Source organism: Pantoea sp. Lij88, from assembly GCF_030062155.1.
Taxonomy (GTDB): domain Bacteria; phylum Pseudomonadota; class Gammaproteobacteria; order Enterobacterales; family Enterobacteriaceae; genus Pantoea.
This window is the reverse complement of sequence record NZ_CP118269.1, coordinates 923,135-941,403: the sequence shown is the minus strand read 5'-3', so window position 1 is coordinate 941,403 and position 18,269 is coordinate 923,135. Positions and strand designations below refer to the sequence as shown.

General features: G+C 57.1%; 16 protein-coding genes. 12 read left to right on the top strand and 4 right to left on the bottom strand.

The window, feature by feature from the left end:
- Positions 1–74: 74 nt before the first annotated feature.
- The 3 genes from mmuM to PU624_RS08310 all read right to left on the bottom strand — a co-directional run bounded on the left by mmuM (position 75) and on the right by PU624_RS08310 (position 2,880).
- Positions 75–1,010 (bottom strand): homocysteine S-methyltransferase, encoded by a 936-nt coding sequence (gene mmuM / locus PU624_RS08320; RefSeq protein ID WP_283547954.1) that lies wholly within the window; start codon positions 1,008–1,010, stop codon positions 75–77.
- Positions 1,000–2,409 (bottom strand): S-methylmethionine permease, encoded by a 1,410-nt coding sequence (mmuP, locus tag PU624_RS08315; RefSeq protein ID WP_283547249.1) that lies wholly within the window; start codon positions 2,407–2,409, stop codon positions 1,000–1,002. The genes mmuM and mmuP overlap by 11 nt, the downstream gene beginning before the upstream one ends.
- A gap of 135 nt (positions 2,410–2,544) precedes the next feature.
- Positions 2,545–2,880, bottom strand: coding sequence for a DUF2002 family protein (locus PU624_RS08310; RefSeq protein WP_003850360.1), 336 nt, complete (start codon positions 2,878–2,880; stop codon positions 2,545–2,547).
- 153 nt (positions 2,881–3,033) lie between these two features.
- Between PU624_RS08310 and PU624_RS08305 the strand changes: the two genes are divergently transcribed.
- The 9 genes from PU624_RS08305 to emrB all read left to right on the top strand — a co-directional run bounded on the left by PU624_RS08305 (position 3,034) and on the right by emrB (position 12,758).
- Positions 3,034–3,351: a DUF883 family protein gene (locus PU624_RS08305; protein ID WP_275771390.1), complete on the top strand. Its 318-nt coding sequence runs from the start codon at positions 3,034–3,036 to the stop codon at positions 3,349–3,351.
- A 299-nt stretch (positions 3,352–3,650) separates the two neighbouring features.
- The gene (gene nrdH, locus PU624_RS08300; protein ID WP_283547248.1) at positions 3,651–3,893 is read left to right on the top strand and encodes a glutaredoxin-like protein NrdH; all 243 of its coding nucleotides are present in this window, start codon (positions 3,651–3,653) and stop codon (positions 3,891–3,893) included.
- 4 nt (positions 3,894–3,897) lie between these two features.
- Positions 3,898–4,311, top strand: a complete 414-nt coding sequence (gene nrdI / locus PU624_RS08295) for a class Ib ribonucleoside-diphosphate reductase assembly flavoprotein NrdI (protein WP_283547247.1) — start codon at positions 3,898–3,900, stop codon at positions 4,309–4,311.
- Positions 4,281–6,419: a class 1b ribonucleoside-diphosphate reductase subunit alpha gene (gene nrdE, locus PU624_RS08290; protein WP_283547246.1), complete on the top strand. Its 2,139-nt coding sequence runs from the start codon at positions 4,281–4,283 to the stop codon at positions 6,417–6,419. The genes nrdI and nrdE overlap by 31 nt, the downstream gene beginning before the upstream one ends.
- 8 nt (positions 6,420–6,427) lie before the next feature.
- The gene (nrdF, locus tag PU624_RS08285; RefSeq protein WP_283547953.1) at positions 6,428–7,387 is read left to right on the top strand and encodes a class 1b ribonucleoside-diphosphate reductase subunit beta; all 960 of its coding nucleotides are present in this window, start codon (positions 6,428–6,430) and stop codon (positions 7,385–7,387) included.
- Positions 7,388–7,862: 475 nt separating this feature from the next.
- On the top strand, positions 7,863–9,050 hold the full coding sequence (locus PU624_RS08280; RefSeq protein ID WP_283547245.1) for an MFS transporter: 1,188 nt from the start codon (positions 7,863–7,865) through the stop codon (positions 9,048–9,050).
- Positions 9,051–9,352: 302 nt separating this feature from the next.
- Entirely contained in the window at positions 9,353–9,883 is a 531-nt protein-coding gene (gene mprA, locus PU624_RS08275) for a transcriptional repressor MprA (RefSeq protein WP_003850381.1), read from the top strand.
- A 150-nt stretch (positions 9,884–10,033) separates the two neighbouring features.
- Positions 10,034–11,206 carry a multidrug efflux MFS transporter periplasmic adaptor subunit EmrA gene (gene emrA, locus PU624_RS08270; RefSeq protein WP_283547244.1) on the top strand — a complete coding sequence of 391 codons (1,173 nt, stop codon included), beginning with the start codon at positions 10,034–10,036 and terminating at the stop codon, positions 11,204–11,206.
- A gap of 16 nt (positions 11,207–11,222) precedes the next feature.
- Positions 11,223–12,758, top strand: coding sequence for a multidrug efflux MFS transporter permease subunit EmrB (gene emrB, locus PU624_RS08265; RefSeq protein WP_283547243.1), 1,536 nt, complete (start codon positions 11,223–11,225; stop codon positions 12,756–12,758).
- 90 nt (positions 12,759–12,848) lie between these two features.
- Here emrB and PU624_RS08260 read toward each other — a convergent pair whose 3' ends face one another.
- Positions 12,849–14,033: a tRNA/rRNA methyltransferase gene (locus PU624_RS08260; protein ID WP_283547242.1), complete on the bottom strand. Its 1,185-nt coding sequence runs from the start codon at positions 14,031–14,033 to the stop codon at positions 12,849–12,851.
- Positions 14,034–14,192: 159 nt separating this feature from the next.
- Here PU624_RS08260 and trxC point away from each other — a divergent pair, with 159 nt between their 5' ends.
- From trxC to PU624_RS08245, 3 genes are all read left to right on the top strand, one after another.
- Positions 14,193–14,612, top strand: coding sequence for a thioredoxin TrxC (gene trxC, locus PU624_RS08255; protein WP_283547241.1), 420 nt, complete (start codon positions 14,193–14,195; stop codon positions 14,610–14,612).
- A gap of 81 nt (positions 14,613–14,693) precedes the next feature.
- Complete coding sequence (locus PU624_RS08250; RefSeq protein ID WP_283547240.1) at positions 14,694–15,371, top strand: tRNA-uridine aminocarboxypropyltransferase; 678 nt, start codon at positions 14,694–14,696, stop codon at positions 15,369–15,371.
- Between the two features lie 136 nt (positions 15,372–15,507).
- Positions 15,508–18,165, top strand: a complete 2,658-nt coding sequence (locus PU624_RS08245; protein WP_283547239.1) for a bifunctional acetate--CoA ligase family protein/GNAT family N-acetyltransferase — start codon at positions 15,508–15,510, stop codon at positions 18,163–18,165.
- Positions 18,166–18,269 lie beyond the last annotated feature (104 nt).

The following is an 18,269-nucleotide window of genomic DNA, read 5'->3' as shown; positions in this document are numbered from 1 at the left end:
CAGAGTGATCAGTGATCAGAGTGTAGACCGGCCTTTCAGACTCAATCGGGCTATCATCGCCCGATTCAGCCAGCTTATTGCGGTTGACAAGCGCGGGCGATAGCCGCGATGTCGTTGGGTGAGGTGCGACAGCAGCCGCCAATCAGCTTCGCGCCCGCCTGCTGCCACTCATCCAGCTTGTCATGCAGCGTGCAGCCCGACGGCGCGGAGTGCCAGGTTTTACTGCCGGCATCATACTGCTCGCCGGAGTTGGGATAGACCACCAGCGGCTTGTCGGTCAGCCTCTGCAACTGCTGCAGCGCAGGCGTCACGCTCTCCAGAGCCACGCAGTTGATCCCAATGGCTATCACCTGCGGCTGCTGATTCAGCCAGCCCACCACTTCTGACAGCGGCGTGCCGTCGCTGATGTGTCCGGCATCACGCAGCGTAAAGGTGAACCACGCGCGGCCTTCGGGGAATTCCGCCAGCAGCTTCACCAGCGCCTGGGCTTCAGCAAACGACGGCAGCGTTTCGCAGGCCAGCAGATCGGCACCGGCTGCCAGCAGGGCCTGCACGCGCGGGCGGTGAAACGCCATCATCTCCGCTTCCGGCAACGCATAGTCGCCGCGATATTCCGAGCCATCCGCCAGGAAAGCGCCATATGGACCTACCGAACCGGCCACCAGCAGCGTTTTCGCATCTGGGCGCACCGCCAGATAGTCCTCACGGGCGCGACGCGCCAGTTCCACGCTCTGGGCGATCAACGCCAGTGACTGCGCTTCGTCGAGACCGCGCGTGGCAAAGCCCTGCGGCGTCGCCTGATAGCTGGCGGTAATGGCACAGCGCGCACCGGCGACAAAATAGTCGTAGTGAACCTGATAGATCAGCTCAGGATTTTCCATCAGCACCTTCGCTGACCAGAGCGCATCGGCCAGATGACAGCCGCGGGCTTCCAGTTCGGTGGCCAGCGCGCCATCCAGAATCAGCAATGGTGACTCTGTTAAAGCCTGCGCGACAGGGTTATGCGACATCATTGGCCTCCTCAGGCTTCGGGGATGATTTGTGGGTCAGATGGTAAGCGGCATAGCAGAACAGAACAAACGGGATGCCACACCACAGCGCGATACGCTGGGTCGGATCAAAGGCCAGACCAACGCAGGCCAGCAGGCAGAGCAGGAAGCCCAGAATCGGCGTCAGCGGATAGAACGGCGCGCGGTAGCCCAGTTCGGCCAGCGATTTGCCCTGCTGAAGATGACGGCGACGGAAAACGAAATGCGAGGCGCAGATGCTGAGCCAGACCGCGACTACCGCAAAACCGGAGATAGCCGACAGCGCCACAAATACCGTGTCAGGCGCGACCACGCTGGAGACCAGCGCCAGCAAGCCGCCCACCATGCTGACGGTGATCGCCAGCAGCGGTATGCCGCGCTTGTTCACGCGGGCAAAGGCGCGCGGCAGCGTATTTTCATTGGCCAGCGACCAGAGCATACGCCCGGAGGCATAGAGGCCGGAGTTGGCCGCTGACAGGATAGCAGTCAGGATCACAAAGTTGATAATGTCAGCTGCATACGGGATACCGATCTTTTCGAATACCAGCACAAACGGGCTTTTCACGATGCCCGCCTGATCCATCGGAATCAGTGCCGCCAGCACAAATACGGTGCCGATGAAGAAGATAATCAGTCTGGCCACGGTAGTACGGATCGCCAGCGGCAGCACTTTCTCCGGCTGCTGGGTTTCACCGGCCGCAATCCCGATCAGCTCGGTGCCGGAAAAGGCGAAGTTCACTGCCACCATCGTCATCAGAATCGGCAGTACGCCATTCGGCAGCCAGCCGTGCGCGGTGAGATTGCTCAGGCCCGGCGCGGGCGTGCCATCTTTCATCGGGATAAAGCCAAACATCGCCGCGCCGCCCAGCACGATAAAGGCGACGATCGTTACGACTTTAATCAGCGAGAACCAGAACTCCCCTTCGGCGAAGAAGCGGGTTGAGATGACGTTCAGCAGATAGATGGCGCAGCAGAAGACCAGGCACCAGATCCACACCGGGATCTGCGGGAACCAGTACTGCATGCAGAAGCCCGCCGCCGTCAGGCTGGAGCCGAGCGCCACCGTCCAGGTCAGCCAGTAGAGCCAGGCCACGGTGTAGCCGGTTGCCGGGCTGAGATAGCGCGCAGCGTAAACGTGGAATGCGCCGGTTTCGGGCATCGCCACCGAGAGTTCGCCCAGACAGACCATCACCAGCCAGACCACCAGCGCGCCGATCAGATAGGCCAGCAGCGTACCCGCCGCTCCGGTGGTTGAAATGATATAGCCGGTGTTAAAAAAAAGGCCGGTGCCGATCACGCCGCCCAGCGATAACATCACCAGATGGCGCACTTTCATGGTGCGTTTAAATTTTTCCTGCGAGGGGGTTGGCTGTTCGCTCATCACTTTTATCCGTATGGACGTCTAAACATCTATAGTGGACAATTTTATACGCGTCACAGCCGGGAATTGCAACGGCAGGGAATCAGGGAGGATGGTCAGGCGGTTCAGTGCCCCGTCGCGGCGGGGCCTGATGCGTTAGCCGAAAACGCTTTGAATATAACGTTCCAGCGCCATGCGGGAACTGAATCCGTGCGGGATGCCGTAATGTTCCTGTGAATCACCCGCCAGGTAGAGAGGGAATTGGGTGTAGTGATCGCAGGTCTTCATTTCTGAAGCAGGTTCAGCGAACGGCTGGCTCTTCTCTTTCAGTGTCGGGTGAATCACTAAAGCCATGCGCCCCATGCGCGCTTCGCGATTCACATAAACGTAGTTCTCGCCACGGCGATAGCCATAGGCCCGTGGGGTAATTTCATCGACTTCGAAACCCGCTTTTTCCAGTACGCGCGCTACCTCATCCGGTCGTAAATACATGCTCGATCCTCTCCTCTTTCAAAAGCTTCGCAACCTTACATCAGCATGACAGAGTGGGCATTCGGAATTTTCCCTAAAGAACACTCCCGCGTCTCGTTTATCAAAAGGTCGTCTACACTAGTATTACGTTTTTAAATCAAAGGGAGCTAAAAAATGTTTAATCGCACTGTAAAAAACGATGACATTGATATCAATCAGGACGTTAACGAACTGGCCGATTCACTGGAAGCGCTGTTGAAATCTTACGGCAGTGACGCCAAAGACGAAGTGGATTCTGCCCGCAGCCAGGCTGAAAAGCTGCTGAAACAGACCCGTTCTAAACTGAATGGCGGCAGCAACCGTGTTTCACAGGTTGCGCGTGATGCCACCGCGCAGGTTGACACCTATGTCCATGACAAGCCATGGCACGGTGTTGGTATCGGTGCCGCATTCGGTATCGTCGTGGGTGTGCTGCTGGCTTCTCGCCGCTAAGCCCCAAAAAAATCCCCCGAGCCCTGCCCCGTGCGGGGCTTTTTTTTGCCCTTTTTCCCGCCCGCGACATTTACAAAAGAATTTTCCAGGCTGCAGGGCGCATCACTGCTGGCTTTGACTCTGTTGCGCAAATACAAATCATAAAACCCTATATCTGGTGGGCTTGACCACAAAAACCACTACATCTAGTATTTACCTCATCAGCACGACACCCGATGTTCGTCACAATGAAGCCCGCAACCTGCCGCGTCTGCTTTGTTTTCGGGCATCAGAATCGCATATAGAGGGAAATACGAATCATGCGCATTATTATTTACACTAAAGATAACTGTGTCCAGTGCACGGCGACCAAAAACGCGATGGACCGCCAGGGTCTCGCCTATCAGCTGATCAATCTCGACAGCCAGCCGGAAGCGATCGACAACCTGAAATCACTGGGCTACCGCCAGGTGCCGGTAGTGATGGCAGATAATGATCACTGGAGCGGCTTCCGCCCGGACAAGATCGCCACCCTGCGCTCACTTGCTGTCGCTGGAGGCTAAGCGCATGTTCCCGCTGGTCTATTTTTCCAGCCAGTCGGAAAACACCCACCGGTTTGTGACGCGCCTCGGCCTGCCCGCCCGGCGCATCCCGCTTGATGCCCGTGAGCGGCTGCATATCGACCAGCCCTATATTCTGGTGGTGCCCAGCTATGGCGGTGGCAGCAGTCGCGGAGCCGTTCCCGGTCAGGTGATTCAGTTTCTTAATGATGAGGCGAACCGGCGCGGTATTCGTGGCGTGATCGCGGCCGGCAACCGGAACTTCGGTGCCGGTTACTGCCTGGCGGGCAGCATCATTGCAAAAAAATGTCAGGTTCCCTGCCTCTACCGCTTCGAGCTGATGGGAACGCCTGACGATATTGCGAACGTTAAAGCGGGAGTAACCCAATTTTGGCAACAACAGATACCCTCAACGGCGTGACGCTCGATTATCACGCCCTCAATGCCATGCTGAACCTCTATGATGCTGACGGCCGCATCCAGTTCGATAAGGATCGCGAAGCGACACGTCAGTTTTATCTGCAGCATGTGCTACCCAATACCGTCCCCTTCGCCAGCAGCGCCGAGCGTTTACGCTATCTGGTGGCGGAGAGCTATTACGAAGCAGATGTGCTGAACCAGTACGACTTTGACTTCCTGCTTGCGCTGCATGAGGTAGCGGAGAACCGGGGATTTGAGTTCAAAACCTTTCTGGGTGCCTGGAAGTACTACACCAGCTACACCCTGAAGACCTTTGACGGCAAACGCTATCTGGAAACCTTTGAACAGCGCGCCTGCATGGTGGCACTGACGCTGGCGCAGGGCGATGAAACGTTGGCGCGGGCGCTACTGGAAGAGATCCTCAGCGGCCGTTTCCAGCCCGCCACGCCGACTTTCCTCAACTGCGGTAAACAGCAGCGCGGTGAGCTGGTCTCCTGCTTCCTGCTGCGCATCGAAGACAATATGGAGTCGATTGGTCGCGCCGTGAACTCGGCACTGCAACTGTCAAAACGCGGCGGCGGCGTCGCCTTTTTGTTGTCGAACCTGCGAGAGTCTGGCGCGCCGATCAAGCGGATTGAAAATCAGTCATCGGGCGTGATCCCCGTCATGAAGATGCTGGAAGATGCGTTCTCCTATGCGAACCAGCTCGGCGCGCGTCAGGGTGCTGGTGCGGTTTGGCTCAATGCGCATCATCCCGATATTTTCCGCTTTCTGGATACCAAGCGCGAAAACGCCGACGAGAAGATCCGCATCAAAACCCTGTCGCTGGGTGTCGTGATCCCCGATATCACCTTCCAGCTGGCGAAAGAGAACAGACCGATGGCGCTGTTCTCGCCTTATGATGTTGAGCGGATCTACGGCCAGGCGTTTGGTGATATCAGCATCAGCGAGAAGTATGACGAGATGCTGGCAGACGATCGCATCCGTAAAACCTATATTCAGCCACGCGACTTCTTCCAGACGCTGGCCGAGATTCAGTTTGAGTCGGGCTATCCCTACATCATGTATGAGGACAGCGTGAACCGCAGTAACCCGATTGCTGGTCGCATCAATATGAGCAACCTCTGCTCTGAGATCCTGCAGGTGAACAGCGCCAGCGAATACAATGACGACCTGAGCTATCGCCGGGTCGGCAAAGATATCTCCTGCAATCTCGGCTCACTGAACATTGCGCACGCCATGGATTCGCGCGATCTGGCGCGCACCGTGGATGTGGCGGTCCGCGCGCTGACCTCGGTGTCGATGATGAGCGAGATCGGTTCGGTGCCTTCCGTCGCTGAAGGTAATCGCCGCTCACACGCCATTGGCCTAGGTCAGATGAACCTGCATGGCTATCTGGCGCGTGAAGGCATCGCCTACGGTTCCCCGGAAGCGCTGGATTTCACCAATCTGTACTTCTATTGCATTACTTACTATGCGCTGCGCACCTCAAATCAGCTGGCGCAGGAGCATCAGCAGACCTTCGACGGCTTTGCGGATTCGCAGTACGCCAGCGGCGTTTACTTTGATAAGTATCTGCAGCAGGAATGGCTGCCGCGCACTGAACGCGTCGCAACGCTGTTTGCCGATGCCGGCCTGACACTGCCAACCCAGGCGGACTGGCAGGCGCTGCGTGAGGCGGTGATGCAGCACGGGCTGTTTAATCAGAACCTGCAGGCGATCCCGCCGACCGGTTCGATCTCTTACATCAACCATGCCACCTCCAGCATCCATCCGATTGTCTCCCCTATCGAGATCCGTAAAGAGGGCAAAACCGGCCGCGTCTACTATCCCGCGCCATTTATGACCAATGAGAATCTCCATCTGTATCAGGATGCGTATCAGATTGGGCCGGAAGCGATTATTGATACCTACGCAGAAGCGACTCAGCACGTCGATCAGGGGCTGTCGCTGACGCTGTTCTTCCGCGATGACGTCACGACCCGTGACATCAACAAAGCGCAGATTTACGCGTGGAAAAAAGGCATCAAAACGCTCTATTACATTCGACTGCGTCAGATGGCGCTTCAGGGCACGGAGGTTCAGGGCTGCGTCTCATGCTCCCTGTGATGAACATGATGAAACTCAAACAGATTCAGGCCATTAACTGGAACCGCATTCAGGATGATAAAGATCTTGAAGTGTGGAACCGTCTTACCAGCAACTTCTGGCTGCCGGAGAAGGTGCCGCTCTCCAACGATCTGCCCGGCTGGCAGACGCTGGATAAACAGCAGCAGCAGCTGACCATCCGGGTCTTCACCGGTCTGACGCTGCTCGACACTATCCAGAACGTGATCGGCGCACCGGGACTGATGGACGATGCCATTACCCCGCACGAAGAGGCGGTGCTGTCGAATATCAGCTTTATGGAAGCGGTGCATGCCCGCTCATACAGTTCGATCTTCTCAACCCTGTGTAACACCCAGGATGTGGATGCCGCCTATCAGTGGAGCGAAGAGAATGCGCCGCTGCAGAATAAGGCGCGCATTATCCTGGAACACTACCGCGCCGACGATCCGCTGAAGAAGAAGATCGCCAGCGTCTTCCTGGAGTCGTTCCTGTTCTATTCCGGCTTCTGGCTGCCGATGTACTGGTCGAGCCGTGGCAAGCTGACCAACACCGCAGACCTGATTCGCCTGATTATTCGCGATGAAGCAGTGCACGGTTACTACATCGGCTACAAATATCAGCAGGCGCTGGCCACCGCTGACGATCTGCGTCGCGAAGAGCTGCAACAGTTCGCCTATGACCTGCTGCTGGCGCTGTATGAGAACGAAGTGGCTTACACCGAAGCGCTCTATGCCGATGTCGGCTGGGTGGAAGAGGTGAAAACCTTCCTGCACTACAACGCCAACAAAGCGCTGATGAATCTGGGCTACGAGGCGCTGTTCCCGGCAGAGCTGACGGCCGTGAATCCGGCCATTCTGTCTGCGCTGTCGCCCAACGCCGACGAGAACCACGACTTCTTTTCCGGTTCAGGCTCTTCCTATGTGATGGGCAAAGCGGTCGAAACTGAAGACGAAGACTGGAATTTCTGATGGACGGGCAGGTCGTCCTGATCTGAAAGCGTTTCTTCACTCAGACGGCACCAAAACTCAAAGCGATGGGAGCATACGCCTGTAGCAAAGCATAGCGCCGCCCGAATAAAAACGCCGGGAGTGTTTTTGAACAACGCAACGCGTTGGCCCGGCAACGGGCGCACCTCAGGGATGAGGTGCGTACTAAAAACGCCGGGAGCGTTTTTGAACAACGCAACGCGTTGGCCCGGCAACGGGCGCACCTCACGGATGAGGTGCGTCATCGCCCGCGCTGAGCATGCCATGGATGGCATCTTTTGCGTCTTTGCGAAAGGCGTATGCTTCCTGAGCCTGTTCGCATAACGTCACCCGTAAATCCTCTACCGCTGATTAAACCTCTTGTTATGACTGGTATGGCCTGTCAATAAACATGCGTGTGAAATAGTTTTTTGAGTTATTATTAACCTCAAATGATTATTAGCGACCGATGCTGTTTATGAATGCGACTCGCCAGGGTCTGACGCCTGCTTTAGTGGTCCTGATGTCGGTAGCCACCGGCCTCTGCGTAGCCAGTAACTATTACGTTCAGCCACTGCTTAATACCATCGCCCAACAGTTTGATCTCTCTGTTAGCCTCGCCGGGTTTATTGTCACCACGGCGCAACTCGGCTACGCCTGCGGTCTGCTGTTGCTGGTGCCGCTGGGCGATCGCTTTGAACGACGCAGCCTGATTGTGACGATGATCCTGCTGGCTGCGGCGGGCATGGTGATCATCGCCCTGTCGCATTCGTTCCTCTTTTTACTGCTGGGCACGGTCATGACGGGCCTGTTTTCGGTCGCCGCACAAATTCTGGTGCCGCTGGCCGCCACGCTGGCCGAGCCGGAGCGGCGCGGCAAAATCGTTGGGACGATCATGAGCGGTCTGTTGCTGGGGATTCTGCTGGCACGCACCGTGGCAGGTGGCCTGGCGCAGCTCGGCGGCTGGCGTACAGTTTACTGGACCGCCAGTCTGCTGATGGTGGTTATGGCGCTGGCGCTGTGGCGATCGCTGCCACGCGTGAAACAGTCCGTGCCCATGAGCTATCCGCAGCTGCTGGCCTCTATTTTTCGCCTGTATGCAGGCAACCGGGTGATCCGCACCCGCGCGTGGACCGGCTGTCTCTCGTTTGCCAATTTCAGCCTGCTGTGGACCTCCATGGCATTTCTGCTCTCTGGCGCGCCCTATCACTTCTCAGAGGGTGAGATTGGCTTGCTGGGGCTGGTCGGTGCCGCTGGTGCGCTGGCCGCTCGTCAGGCGGGCTCGCTGGCAGACAAAGGCAAAGCGAAGCTGACGACCTGGCTCGGCCTGCTGCTCATGTTATTGTCGTGGGCTGCTATTGCCTGGGGCGCGGAGCAGCTGGTGCCGCTGATCGTCGGCATTCTGCTGCTGGATCTGGCGGTTCAGGCCGTCCATATCACTAATCAAAGCGTGATCTATGCGCAGATGCCGGAGGCGCGTAACCGTCTTAATGCCGGTTACATGACCAGCTACTTTATAGGGGGTGCGGCTGGCTCACTGCTTTCAGCCACCGCTTACCACCTGTGGGGCTGGTACGGGGTGTGTGGTGCTGGCGCGCTGCTGACGCTGATGAATCTGCTAATCTGGACGGGCGGATCGCGCTTTGAGCCGGAAAAAATCAACTGAACCCTGGCCCGACAGCGCATTGGTCTGGTCACAAATGGTTAGGTTTGTTATGGTTAGTAACAAAGCTATTCACTTCGGTTATTTTTCCTCGCGATATTATTAAATTTGCCCCCTTTTGAACATGTCCTGGCTCAGCGCTGCTGCCGGGCGTACGGGTTTTTCGACCCAGGGCCAGGGATTGGCCTGGAATACCTTTGATGGTGCAGAGTGCGGGTCTTTGAGCGATCACTTGCCAAAAAGTGACTACGCTTACCCTGTCACCATAGTTATTATACAAGTTGCAATTAGTGAGGTTTTTTTTAATGGAAAGTTCGTTTACTCCCATTGAGCAGATGCTAAACATCCGTGCCAATCGCCATAAGGATTTTCCGTTACAGGAAATTATTCTGACGCGTCTCTGTATGCATATGCAGGGTAAACTGCTGGACAACCGCAATAAGATGCTGAAAGCACAGGGCATTAATGAAACCCTGTTCATGGCATTGATTACGCTGGATGCGCAGGAAAATCACAGCATTCAGCCTTCTGAGCTCAGCTCCGCCCTTGGCTCTTCCCGCACCAATGCAACGCGCATTGCGGATGAGCTGGAAAAACGTGGCTGGATTGAGCGTCGCGAAAGCGATCACGACCGTCGCTGCCTGCACCTGCATCTGACCGATAAAGGGATGGAGTTCCTGCGTCAGCTGCTGCCCCCTCAGCATCAGAGCCTGCAGTATCTCTGGTCGTCGCTGTCAGTCGATGAGAAGTCTCAGCTGGAAGGCATCACCCGTAAACTGCTTAATCGTCTCGATAAAATGGATGAAGACCAGCTGATCGCCTCGCTGTCCCGCTAATAGCAATAAGTGCGACACAATCACCTGTCGAAATCGTTATTTTAATTTCCTTTTTTATCTGGCCAGCGCTCAGTCGCTGGCTTTTTCGACTCGGGCGCAGGCGGAAAGGGATTTCTGTCGCCCGACTAAATGGAAAACGTGGAGAAAGTCATGAGTGCAACGGCAGAAGCACAAAGCCCGCAACCGTCAGCCAGTAAAAAGAAGAAGCGCAAAAGTGTGCTCATCGTGCTGGCGCTGATCTTTGTGCTGATTGGTATTGCCTGGGGAGTTTACTGGTTCCTGGTCCTGCGCCATTTTCAGGAAACGGATGACGCCTACGTTGCGGGTAATCAGGTGCAGGTGATGGCACAGGTCTCCGGTAGCGTGAACAAAGTCTGGTTTGAAGATACCGATTTCGTCAAAAAAGGCGATGTGCTGGTTTCACTCGATAAAACCGATGCTGAGCAGGCGTTTGAAAAAGCGCAGACGGCCCTGGCCACCAGCGTGCGTCAGACGCATCAACTGATGATCAATGGCAAACAGTATCAGGCCAGCATTACGCTGCAGCAGACCGCACTGGCACAGGCAGAAGCCGACCTGAAACGTCGTGAGCCATTGGGTGCAGCCAACCTGATTGGCCGTGAAGAGTTGCAGCACGCCCGTGACGCCGTGGCGACCGCCAAAGCGCAGCTGGACGTAGCGATTCAGCAATACAATGCCAATCAGGCGATGATCCTCAACACCTCGCTCGAAAATCAACCTGCCGTTCAACAGAGCGCGGCTGAGCTGCGTGATGCCTGGCTGGCGCTGCAGCGCACCGAAATCCGCAGCCCGATGGATGGCTTTGTCTCCCGTCGCAGCGTGCAGGTCGGTTCGCAAATCTCCACCAGCACCCCGCTGCTGGCTGTCGTGCCTGCCACTAATTTGTGGGTCGATGCCAACTTTAAAGAGACCCAGCTGGCTGGCGTTCGCATTGGTCAGCCTGCCACCGTAGTTGCCGATATTTATGGTGACGAAGTGGTTTATCAGGGCAAAGTCGCCGGACTGGATATGGGCACCGGCAGCGCCTTCTCTCTGCTGCCTGCACAGAATGCCACCGGTAACTGGATCAAAGTGGTTCAGCGCCTGCCGGTTCGTATCGAACTGAATCAGGACGATATCGCCAGACATCCGCTGCGCATCGGCCTCTCCACGCTGGTTAAAATCGATACCACCAGCAAAGAAGGCAGCGCGCTCGCCACCAGCGCCCGTCAGCAGGCCGCTTACAGCAGCAACGCGCTGGCGATTGACCTTGCGCCGGTCAATCAGCTGATCACCGATATCGTCCGCGCCAACGCCGAATGATGACGCGGAGGCTGTAATGGCACAAAAACCGCTTGAAGGGATGCCGCTGGTCCTGATGACCATTGCGCTGTCGCTGGCGACGTTCATGCAGGTTCTGGACTCGACCATCGCCAACGTGGCTATCCCTACTATTGCCGGGAACCTGGGCGCGTCGAACTCTCAGGGTACCTGGGTAATCACCTCGTTTGGTGTGGCGAATGCGATCTCGATCCCGCTGACCGGCTGGCTGGCAAAACGCATCGGTGAAGTGAAGCTGTTCACCTGGTCGACCATTCTGTTTGCTATTGCCTCCTGGGCGTGTGGCATGTCAGACAGCCTGGAGATGCTGATCTTCTTCCGCGTCATCCAGGGGATCGTCGCGGGTCCTTTGATCCCGCTGTCGCAAAGTCTGCTGCTCAACAACTATCCGCCCGCGAAGCGCAGTGTTGCGCTGTCGCTGTGGGCGATGACGGTGATCGTGGCACCGATCTGCGGCCCGATACTGGGCGGCTGGATCAGCGACAACTATCACTGGGGCTGGATCTTCTTTATCAACGTGCCGATTGGTGTGGCAGTGGTGATCCTGACGCTGCAAACCCTGCGTGGCCGGGAAACCAAAACCGAAATCCGGCGGATCGATATGGTCGGGCTGGTACTGCTGGTGGTGGGGATTGGCTGCCTGCAGGTCATGCTGGATCGCGGTAAGGAGCTCGACTGGTTTAACTCGTCCGAGATTATCGTGCTCGGGGTAGTGGCCGTGATTGCGCTGTCGGTTCTGCTGGTGTGGGAGCTGACGGACGATCACCCCATCATAGACCTGTCGCTGTTTAAGTCGCGCAACTTCACCATCGGCTGTCTGTCGATCAGTCTGGCTTACATGCTCTACTTCGGCTCGATAGTGCTGTTGCCGCAGCTGCTGCAGGAGGTTTACGGGTATACCGCAACCTGGGCCGGTCTGGCGTCTGCGCCGGTGGGGATTTTGCCGGTGATCCTGTCGCCAATCATTGGTCGCTTTGCCCATAAGCTCGATATGCGACGGCTGGTCACGTTCAGCTTCATTATGTATGCCGTCTGCTTCTACTGGCGCGCGTATACGTTTGAACCGGGAATGGACTTTGGTGCCTCAGCCTGGCCGCAGTTTATCCAGGGCTTTGCCGTGGCCTGCTTCTTTATGCCGCTGACCACGATTACGCTGTCGGGACTGCCGCCAGAGCGCATGGCCGCCGCCTCCAGCCTGTCGAACTTCATGCGTACCTTTGCCGGTTCGGTGGGAACGTCGATTACCACGACCATGTGGACGAACCGCGAGTCGATGCATCATAGCTACCTGACGGAGTCGATTACCCCGTACAACGTCAATTCGCAGCAGATGTATAGCCAGCTGGAGAGCCTGGGGATGACGCAGCAGCAGGCGTCTGCTTATATCGCGCAGCAGATTACCAATCAGGGACTGATTATTTCAGCGAATGAAATCTTCTGGGCGTCGGCGGGCGTGTTCCTGATCCTGCTGGTGCTGATCTGGTTTGCCCGGCCGCCGTTTGGAGCAGGCGGTGGTGGTGGTGGCGCGCACTGATGCCACACCGCTGGATGAAGTGGGCAGCGACGGATTAGCTTAACGCTGACCCGTACCTGCCAAAAAAAACGGGCCTTTCGGCCCGTTTTTTTATGCGTTCTGACGCCACCATTCGGCGAGCAGTACGCCGGTTGCGACAGAGACGTTGAGGCTTTCCACGTTGCCGGTGCCGCCAATCGACAGGCTCATGTCACCCTGTTTGAACGCGGTGTCAGAAAGACCTTCACGCTCCTGACCTAACACCAGTACCATTTTCTCCGGCAGCTGAGCCTGCGACAGCGGCGTGCCCTGATGGCTGGAGGTAGTCACGATGGTGTAACCCGCTTTACGGAACGCTTCCAGACCTTCGCTGAAGGTTGCGCCGCTGATCGCCTGCACATGCTCAGCACCGCCTTCTGCAGTTCGCACGGCTGCGCCGGACTCCAGCAGAGAAGCGTCATTTACCAGCAAACCTTTTACGCCAAAGTGCGCGCAGCTACGCATAATCGCGCCGAGGTTGTGCGGGTTGCTGACATCTTCCAGTGCCAGTACGCAATCTTTGATCGTTGCCTGGCTCAGCCATTCAGAAACCGCCATACCCATACGCTTTTTGATCAGGAAGCAGACGCCGCCATGATGCTCAGTGCCGGAGGCTTTGGTGATCTCTGCATCTTCTACCACGTGATAGGCTTTGCGGTTAGCCGCCAGCCAGCGCAGCGATTCGCGGAAACGCGGGGTCACTTCCTGAATGAACCAGGCGCGAACAATCGCTTCCGGACGACTCTGGAACAGCGCCTGACAGGCGTTCTCACCATAGACGCGGGTTTCTTCGTTACGCTGACGACGGATCTGCTCAGGATCGACAAAGCTCTTGCCGCTGATGCCGCCATGATCGGGCTTGTCGCTCTCAGGCGATGCTGCACGATCGGCTGATGGCGCGCGTGACACGGTGCGCCACGGAGAGTCGCTGCTGCCATAGGCGCCGCGGCTATCATCGCCACGATCGTTGCGGCGGCCTGCACTATCGTCTGAGCGGCGTGGTGCACCACGTCCGCCTTCGTCACGACGCGGTGAACTGCTGCGACCGGTGTCATCGCTGCGACGGCCAGCGGAGCGACCACCTTCCTGACCGCGTTCAGTACGGGGGCCAGACGAACGACGATTATCATCCGGGCGGGCAGCAGAGTGACCACCTTTGCCTGTACGAGGATTCGGCGCGCGCGCGCTCTTATCGTCCTCGCCACGCACGTACATCACCTTAACCTTGCCGCTCTTGCCTTTAAATTCGTCGTTCATGTCTTCCTCCTGCATTCAGAGCGCGCAGATTACCTGATGTGCTGGCGCTTAGCTATCAACTATTGAACCTATAGAGCAATCCAGATTGAGCGGAAATCCGCCCCCTTTCATAATGGACAACTATTACCAGACTGACACTTTTCAACCCCAGAGGTTCCTATGAATACGGTATGCGCTTCCTGTCAGGCAACCAATCGCGTTCCTGAAGAACGCCTTGCCGACGCGGCGAAATGTGGCCGCTGCGGAAATGCGTTGTTTGATGGCGAAGTGGTTAATGCCACCAGCGCTAACTTTGACAAATATCTGCAGGACGATCTGCCGGTGGTGATCGATTTCTGGGCGCCCTGGTGCGGTCCCTGCGTCAATTTTGCGCCGGTGTTTAAAGATGTCGCCAGTGAGCGCAGCGGGAAAGTCCGCTTTATTAAAGTAAACACCGAAGCGGAATCCGCTCTGAGCGCCCGCTTCAACATCCGCAGTATTCCGACCATCATGCTGTTTAAGAATGGTGAGCGGGTCGATATGCTGAACGGTGCCATGCCCAAAGCGCCGTTTAACGAATGGCTGGACGAATCACTTTAATCTCCGGAGGCCAGCCAGTCTGGCCTTTTCCTTTTCATCTGCGCTTCGATTACACTGACGTTTTTCCTGCCCTGAATACTCATGTCTGATAATGCTGTTTTGCGCTTGCGCACCCAACGCCTGGCCCGAGCCACCCGTCCTTTCCTCGCGCGCGGAAATCGGGTCATTCGCTGCCAGGGCTGTCTGCTGCCAGAGGCCAACTGTCTCTGCAGTCAGATCGTGCCGCAGTCTGCCCGTAGCCGCTTCTGCCTGGTGATGTTTGATACCGAGCCGATGAAGCCGAGCAACACCGGTCGTCTGATTGCCGATATTCTGCCGGATACCCAGGCGTTTGGCTGGTCACGTACCGAGCCGGATCCGCTGCTGCTGGCGGCAGTGCGCAATCCCGATTATCAGCCGCTGGTCGTCTTCCCGGCCTCCTATGCCGATCCCGGTCGCGAGGTGCTGACAACGCCACCCGTCAGCGGCAAGCCGCCGCTGTTTATTATGCTGGATGGTACCTGGACCGAAGCACGCAAAATGTTCCGCAAAAGCCCCTGGCTCGATGCCCTGCCGGTAATGTCGCTGGATGTCAGCACGCCTTCGCGCTATACGCTGCGTGAGGCGCACGGCGAAGGTCAGCACTGTACCGCTGAAGTCGCCGCGGCGCTGCTGGCGCAGGCGGGCGATCGGCGGGCGGCAGAGGCGCTATCTCACCATTTCGATCAGTTTCGCGCGGCCTACCTGGCAGGAAAACCGCATCACCCCGGACAGGCTTAATCGCATCCTTCTTCTGGCAGGCGAAAGCCTGCGCTGACAGATCACCCGATCCTGATGTTCAGCCTGCGATCTGCCCGGAAGCACTGCCCGCAAAAAGCGTTTACAATCACGCAAATCCCGATCTCTGGAGGGCGAGATGAGCCAACGCGGACTGGAAGCGCTGTTACGACCTAAATCAATTGCGGTGATTGGTGCCTCGGTAACGCCAGGGCGTGCCGGGTACTTTATGATGCGTAACCTGCTGGCGGGCGGTTTTAGCGGGCCGGTATTGCCGGTGACGCCAAAATATAAAGCGGTCAGCGGCGTGCTGGCCTGGCCCACCATCGACAGCTTACCTTTCGCGCCAGATCTGGCGGTCATCTGCACCCACTCAAAACGTAACCTCGAATTGCTGCAACAGCTCGGCGAAAAAGGCTGCAAGGCCTGCATTATCCTCTCCGCGCCCGCCAGCCAGTCGGCGGAACTCAAAGCCTGCGCCAGCCGGTGGCAGATCCGTCTGCTGGGACCGAACAGTCTTGGTCTGCTGGCCCCCTGGCAGGGATTGAATGCCAGCTTTTCGCCGGTGCCGATAGATAAAGGCCGTATCGCGTTTATCTCTCAGTCCGCAGCCGTCTCTAATACCATTCTCGACTGGGCGCAGCAGCGTCATCTCGGCTTCTCCTGGTTTATCGCGCTGGGTGACAGTCTGGATACCGATGTCGATGACCTGCTCGACTTTCTGGCACGCGACGGCAAGACCAGCGCCATCCTGCTCTATCTTGAGCACCTCAGCGATGCGCGTCGTTTTGTTTCCGCTTCACGCAGCGCCTCCCGTAATAAACCGATTCTGGTCATCAAGAGTGGGCGCAGCCGTGAAGCGCAGGCGCTGCTTGGCACCCACAGCGGACTTGACGCGGCCTGGGATGCGGCCATTCAGCGCGCCGGGTTACTGCGTGTGCAGGACACGCATGAGCTGTTCTCCGCCGTTGAATCGCTGAGCCATATGCGGCCGCTGCGGGGCGACAGGCTGATGATCATCAGTAATGGTGCCGCACCTGCCGCCCTGGCGCTGGATGAGCTTTATGCCCGCAACGGCAAACTGGCGCAGCTCAGCGATGAAACGCGTCAGCAGCTGGAGGCGCTGTTGCCTGCGGGTGCGGGTCGCGGTAATCCGCTGGATTTAAAAGATGACGCCACCGCCGCGCGCTACGCTGCCTGTGTGGAGATCCTGCTCAACAGCCATGAGCTTGATGCCTTAATGATTATTCATGCGCCTAGCGCGGTCGCACCCGCGACGGAAACGGCCGCACATCTGATCGACACTATTGCCCGTCACCCGCGCGGAAAGCTGGTAACGTTGCTGACCAACTGGAGCGGCGAGTTCTCTTCACAGGCTGCACGCAGAGCCTTTACGCAGGCAGGGATACCGACCTGGCGCACGCCCGAAGGTACCGTCACCGCTTTTATGCATCAGGTTGAGTACCGGCGTAACCAGAAGCAGCTGCGCGAAACCCCTGCCCTGCCCGTCACGCTGAACCAGGACAGCGCCCATGCTCACCAGTTGCTGTCACAGGCGCTGGCGCGTGGTATTACCGCGCTGGATACCCACGAAGTGCAGCCGGTGCTGCAGGCATATGGGCTGGCGACGCTACCAACCTGGATCGCCAGCGACAGCGCGGCGGCCGTGGCAATTGCCGATCAGATTGGCTATCCGGTAGCGCTGAAACTGCGTTCGCCTGATATTGCCCATAAGTCGGAGGTTCAGGGCGTGATGCTCTATCTGCGCAATGCCAGCGAAGTGGAGCATGCCGCCGAGGCCATATTTGATCGGGTAAAACAGACGCTGCCGCAGGCTCGGATTGAAGGGCTGCTGGTTCAGAGCATGGCCAGCCGTGCGGGCGCGCAGGAACTGCGGGTCGTGGTCGAGCAGGATGCCCTGTTTGGCCCGATCATTATGCTGGGCGAAGGCGGTGTTGAATGGCAGGCCGATAAACAGGCTGCGGTTGCCCTGCCTCCGCTGAATATGACGCTGGCACGCTATCTGGTAATTCAGGCGATTAAGAGCGGAAAAATCCGCAGCCGCAGCGCCCTGAATCCGCTTGATATCCCCGGTTTAAGTCAGTTGCTGGTGCAGGTCTCAAACCTGGTGGTGGATTGCCCGGAGATCCAGCGACTGGACATTCATCCGCTGCTGGCGGCGGGCAATGATTTTACCCTGCTGGATGTCACCCTGACGCTGGCTCCGTTTGAGGGGGATAATGAAGCACGGCTGGCAATACGTCCCTATCCGCAGCATCTGGAAGAAGAAGTGGAGTTAAAGGATGGGCAATTCTGCCTGTTCCGCCCCATCCTGCCGGAAGATGAACCCCTGCTGCGCGATTTCATCAGTCAGGTGACCAAAGAGGATCTTTACTACCGCTACTTCAATGAAATCAATGAGTTTACGCATGATGATCTCGCCAATATGACTCAGATCGATTATGACCGGGAGATGGCGATCGTGGCGGTTCGTCAGCATCAGGGACGCCCTGAGATTATCGGCGTCACCCGCGCTATTTCGGATGCGGATAACATTGACGCGGAGTTTTCGGTGCTGGTCCGTTCCGACCTGAAAGGGCTGGGCATGGGTCGTCGTTTGCTGGAAAAGATGATTCGCTATACCCGACATCACGGCTTGCAACAATTGAACGGTATCACCATGCCCCATAACCGCGGCATGATTACACTGGCCCGAAAACTCAATTTTTATGTTGATATTCAACTGGATGACGGTATTGTCAGCCTGAAATTGTCTTTACAGAATGAGATCAACTAACCTTGTAGAGAAAGGTAAAAAACGTTCGAATCGACGGAGTTGATGTTATTATTTATGGTTATAACCCTGATTTGATGGCAAAAGGCCATGCAATGAACAGAGAA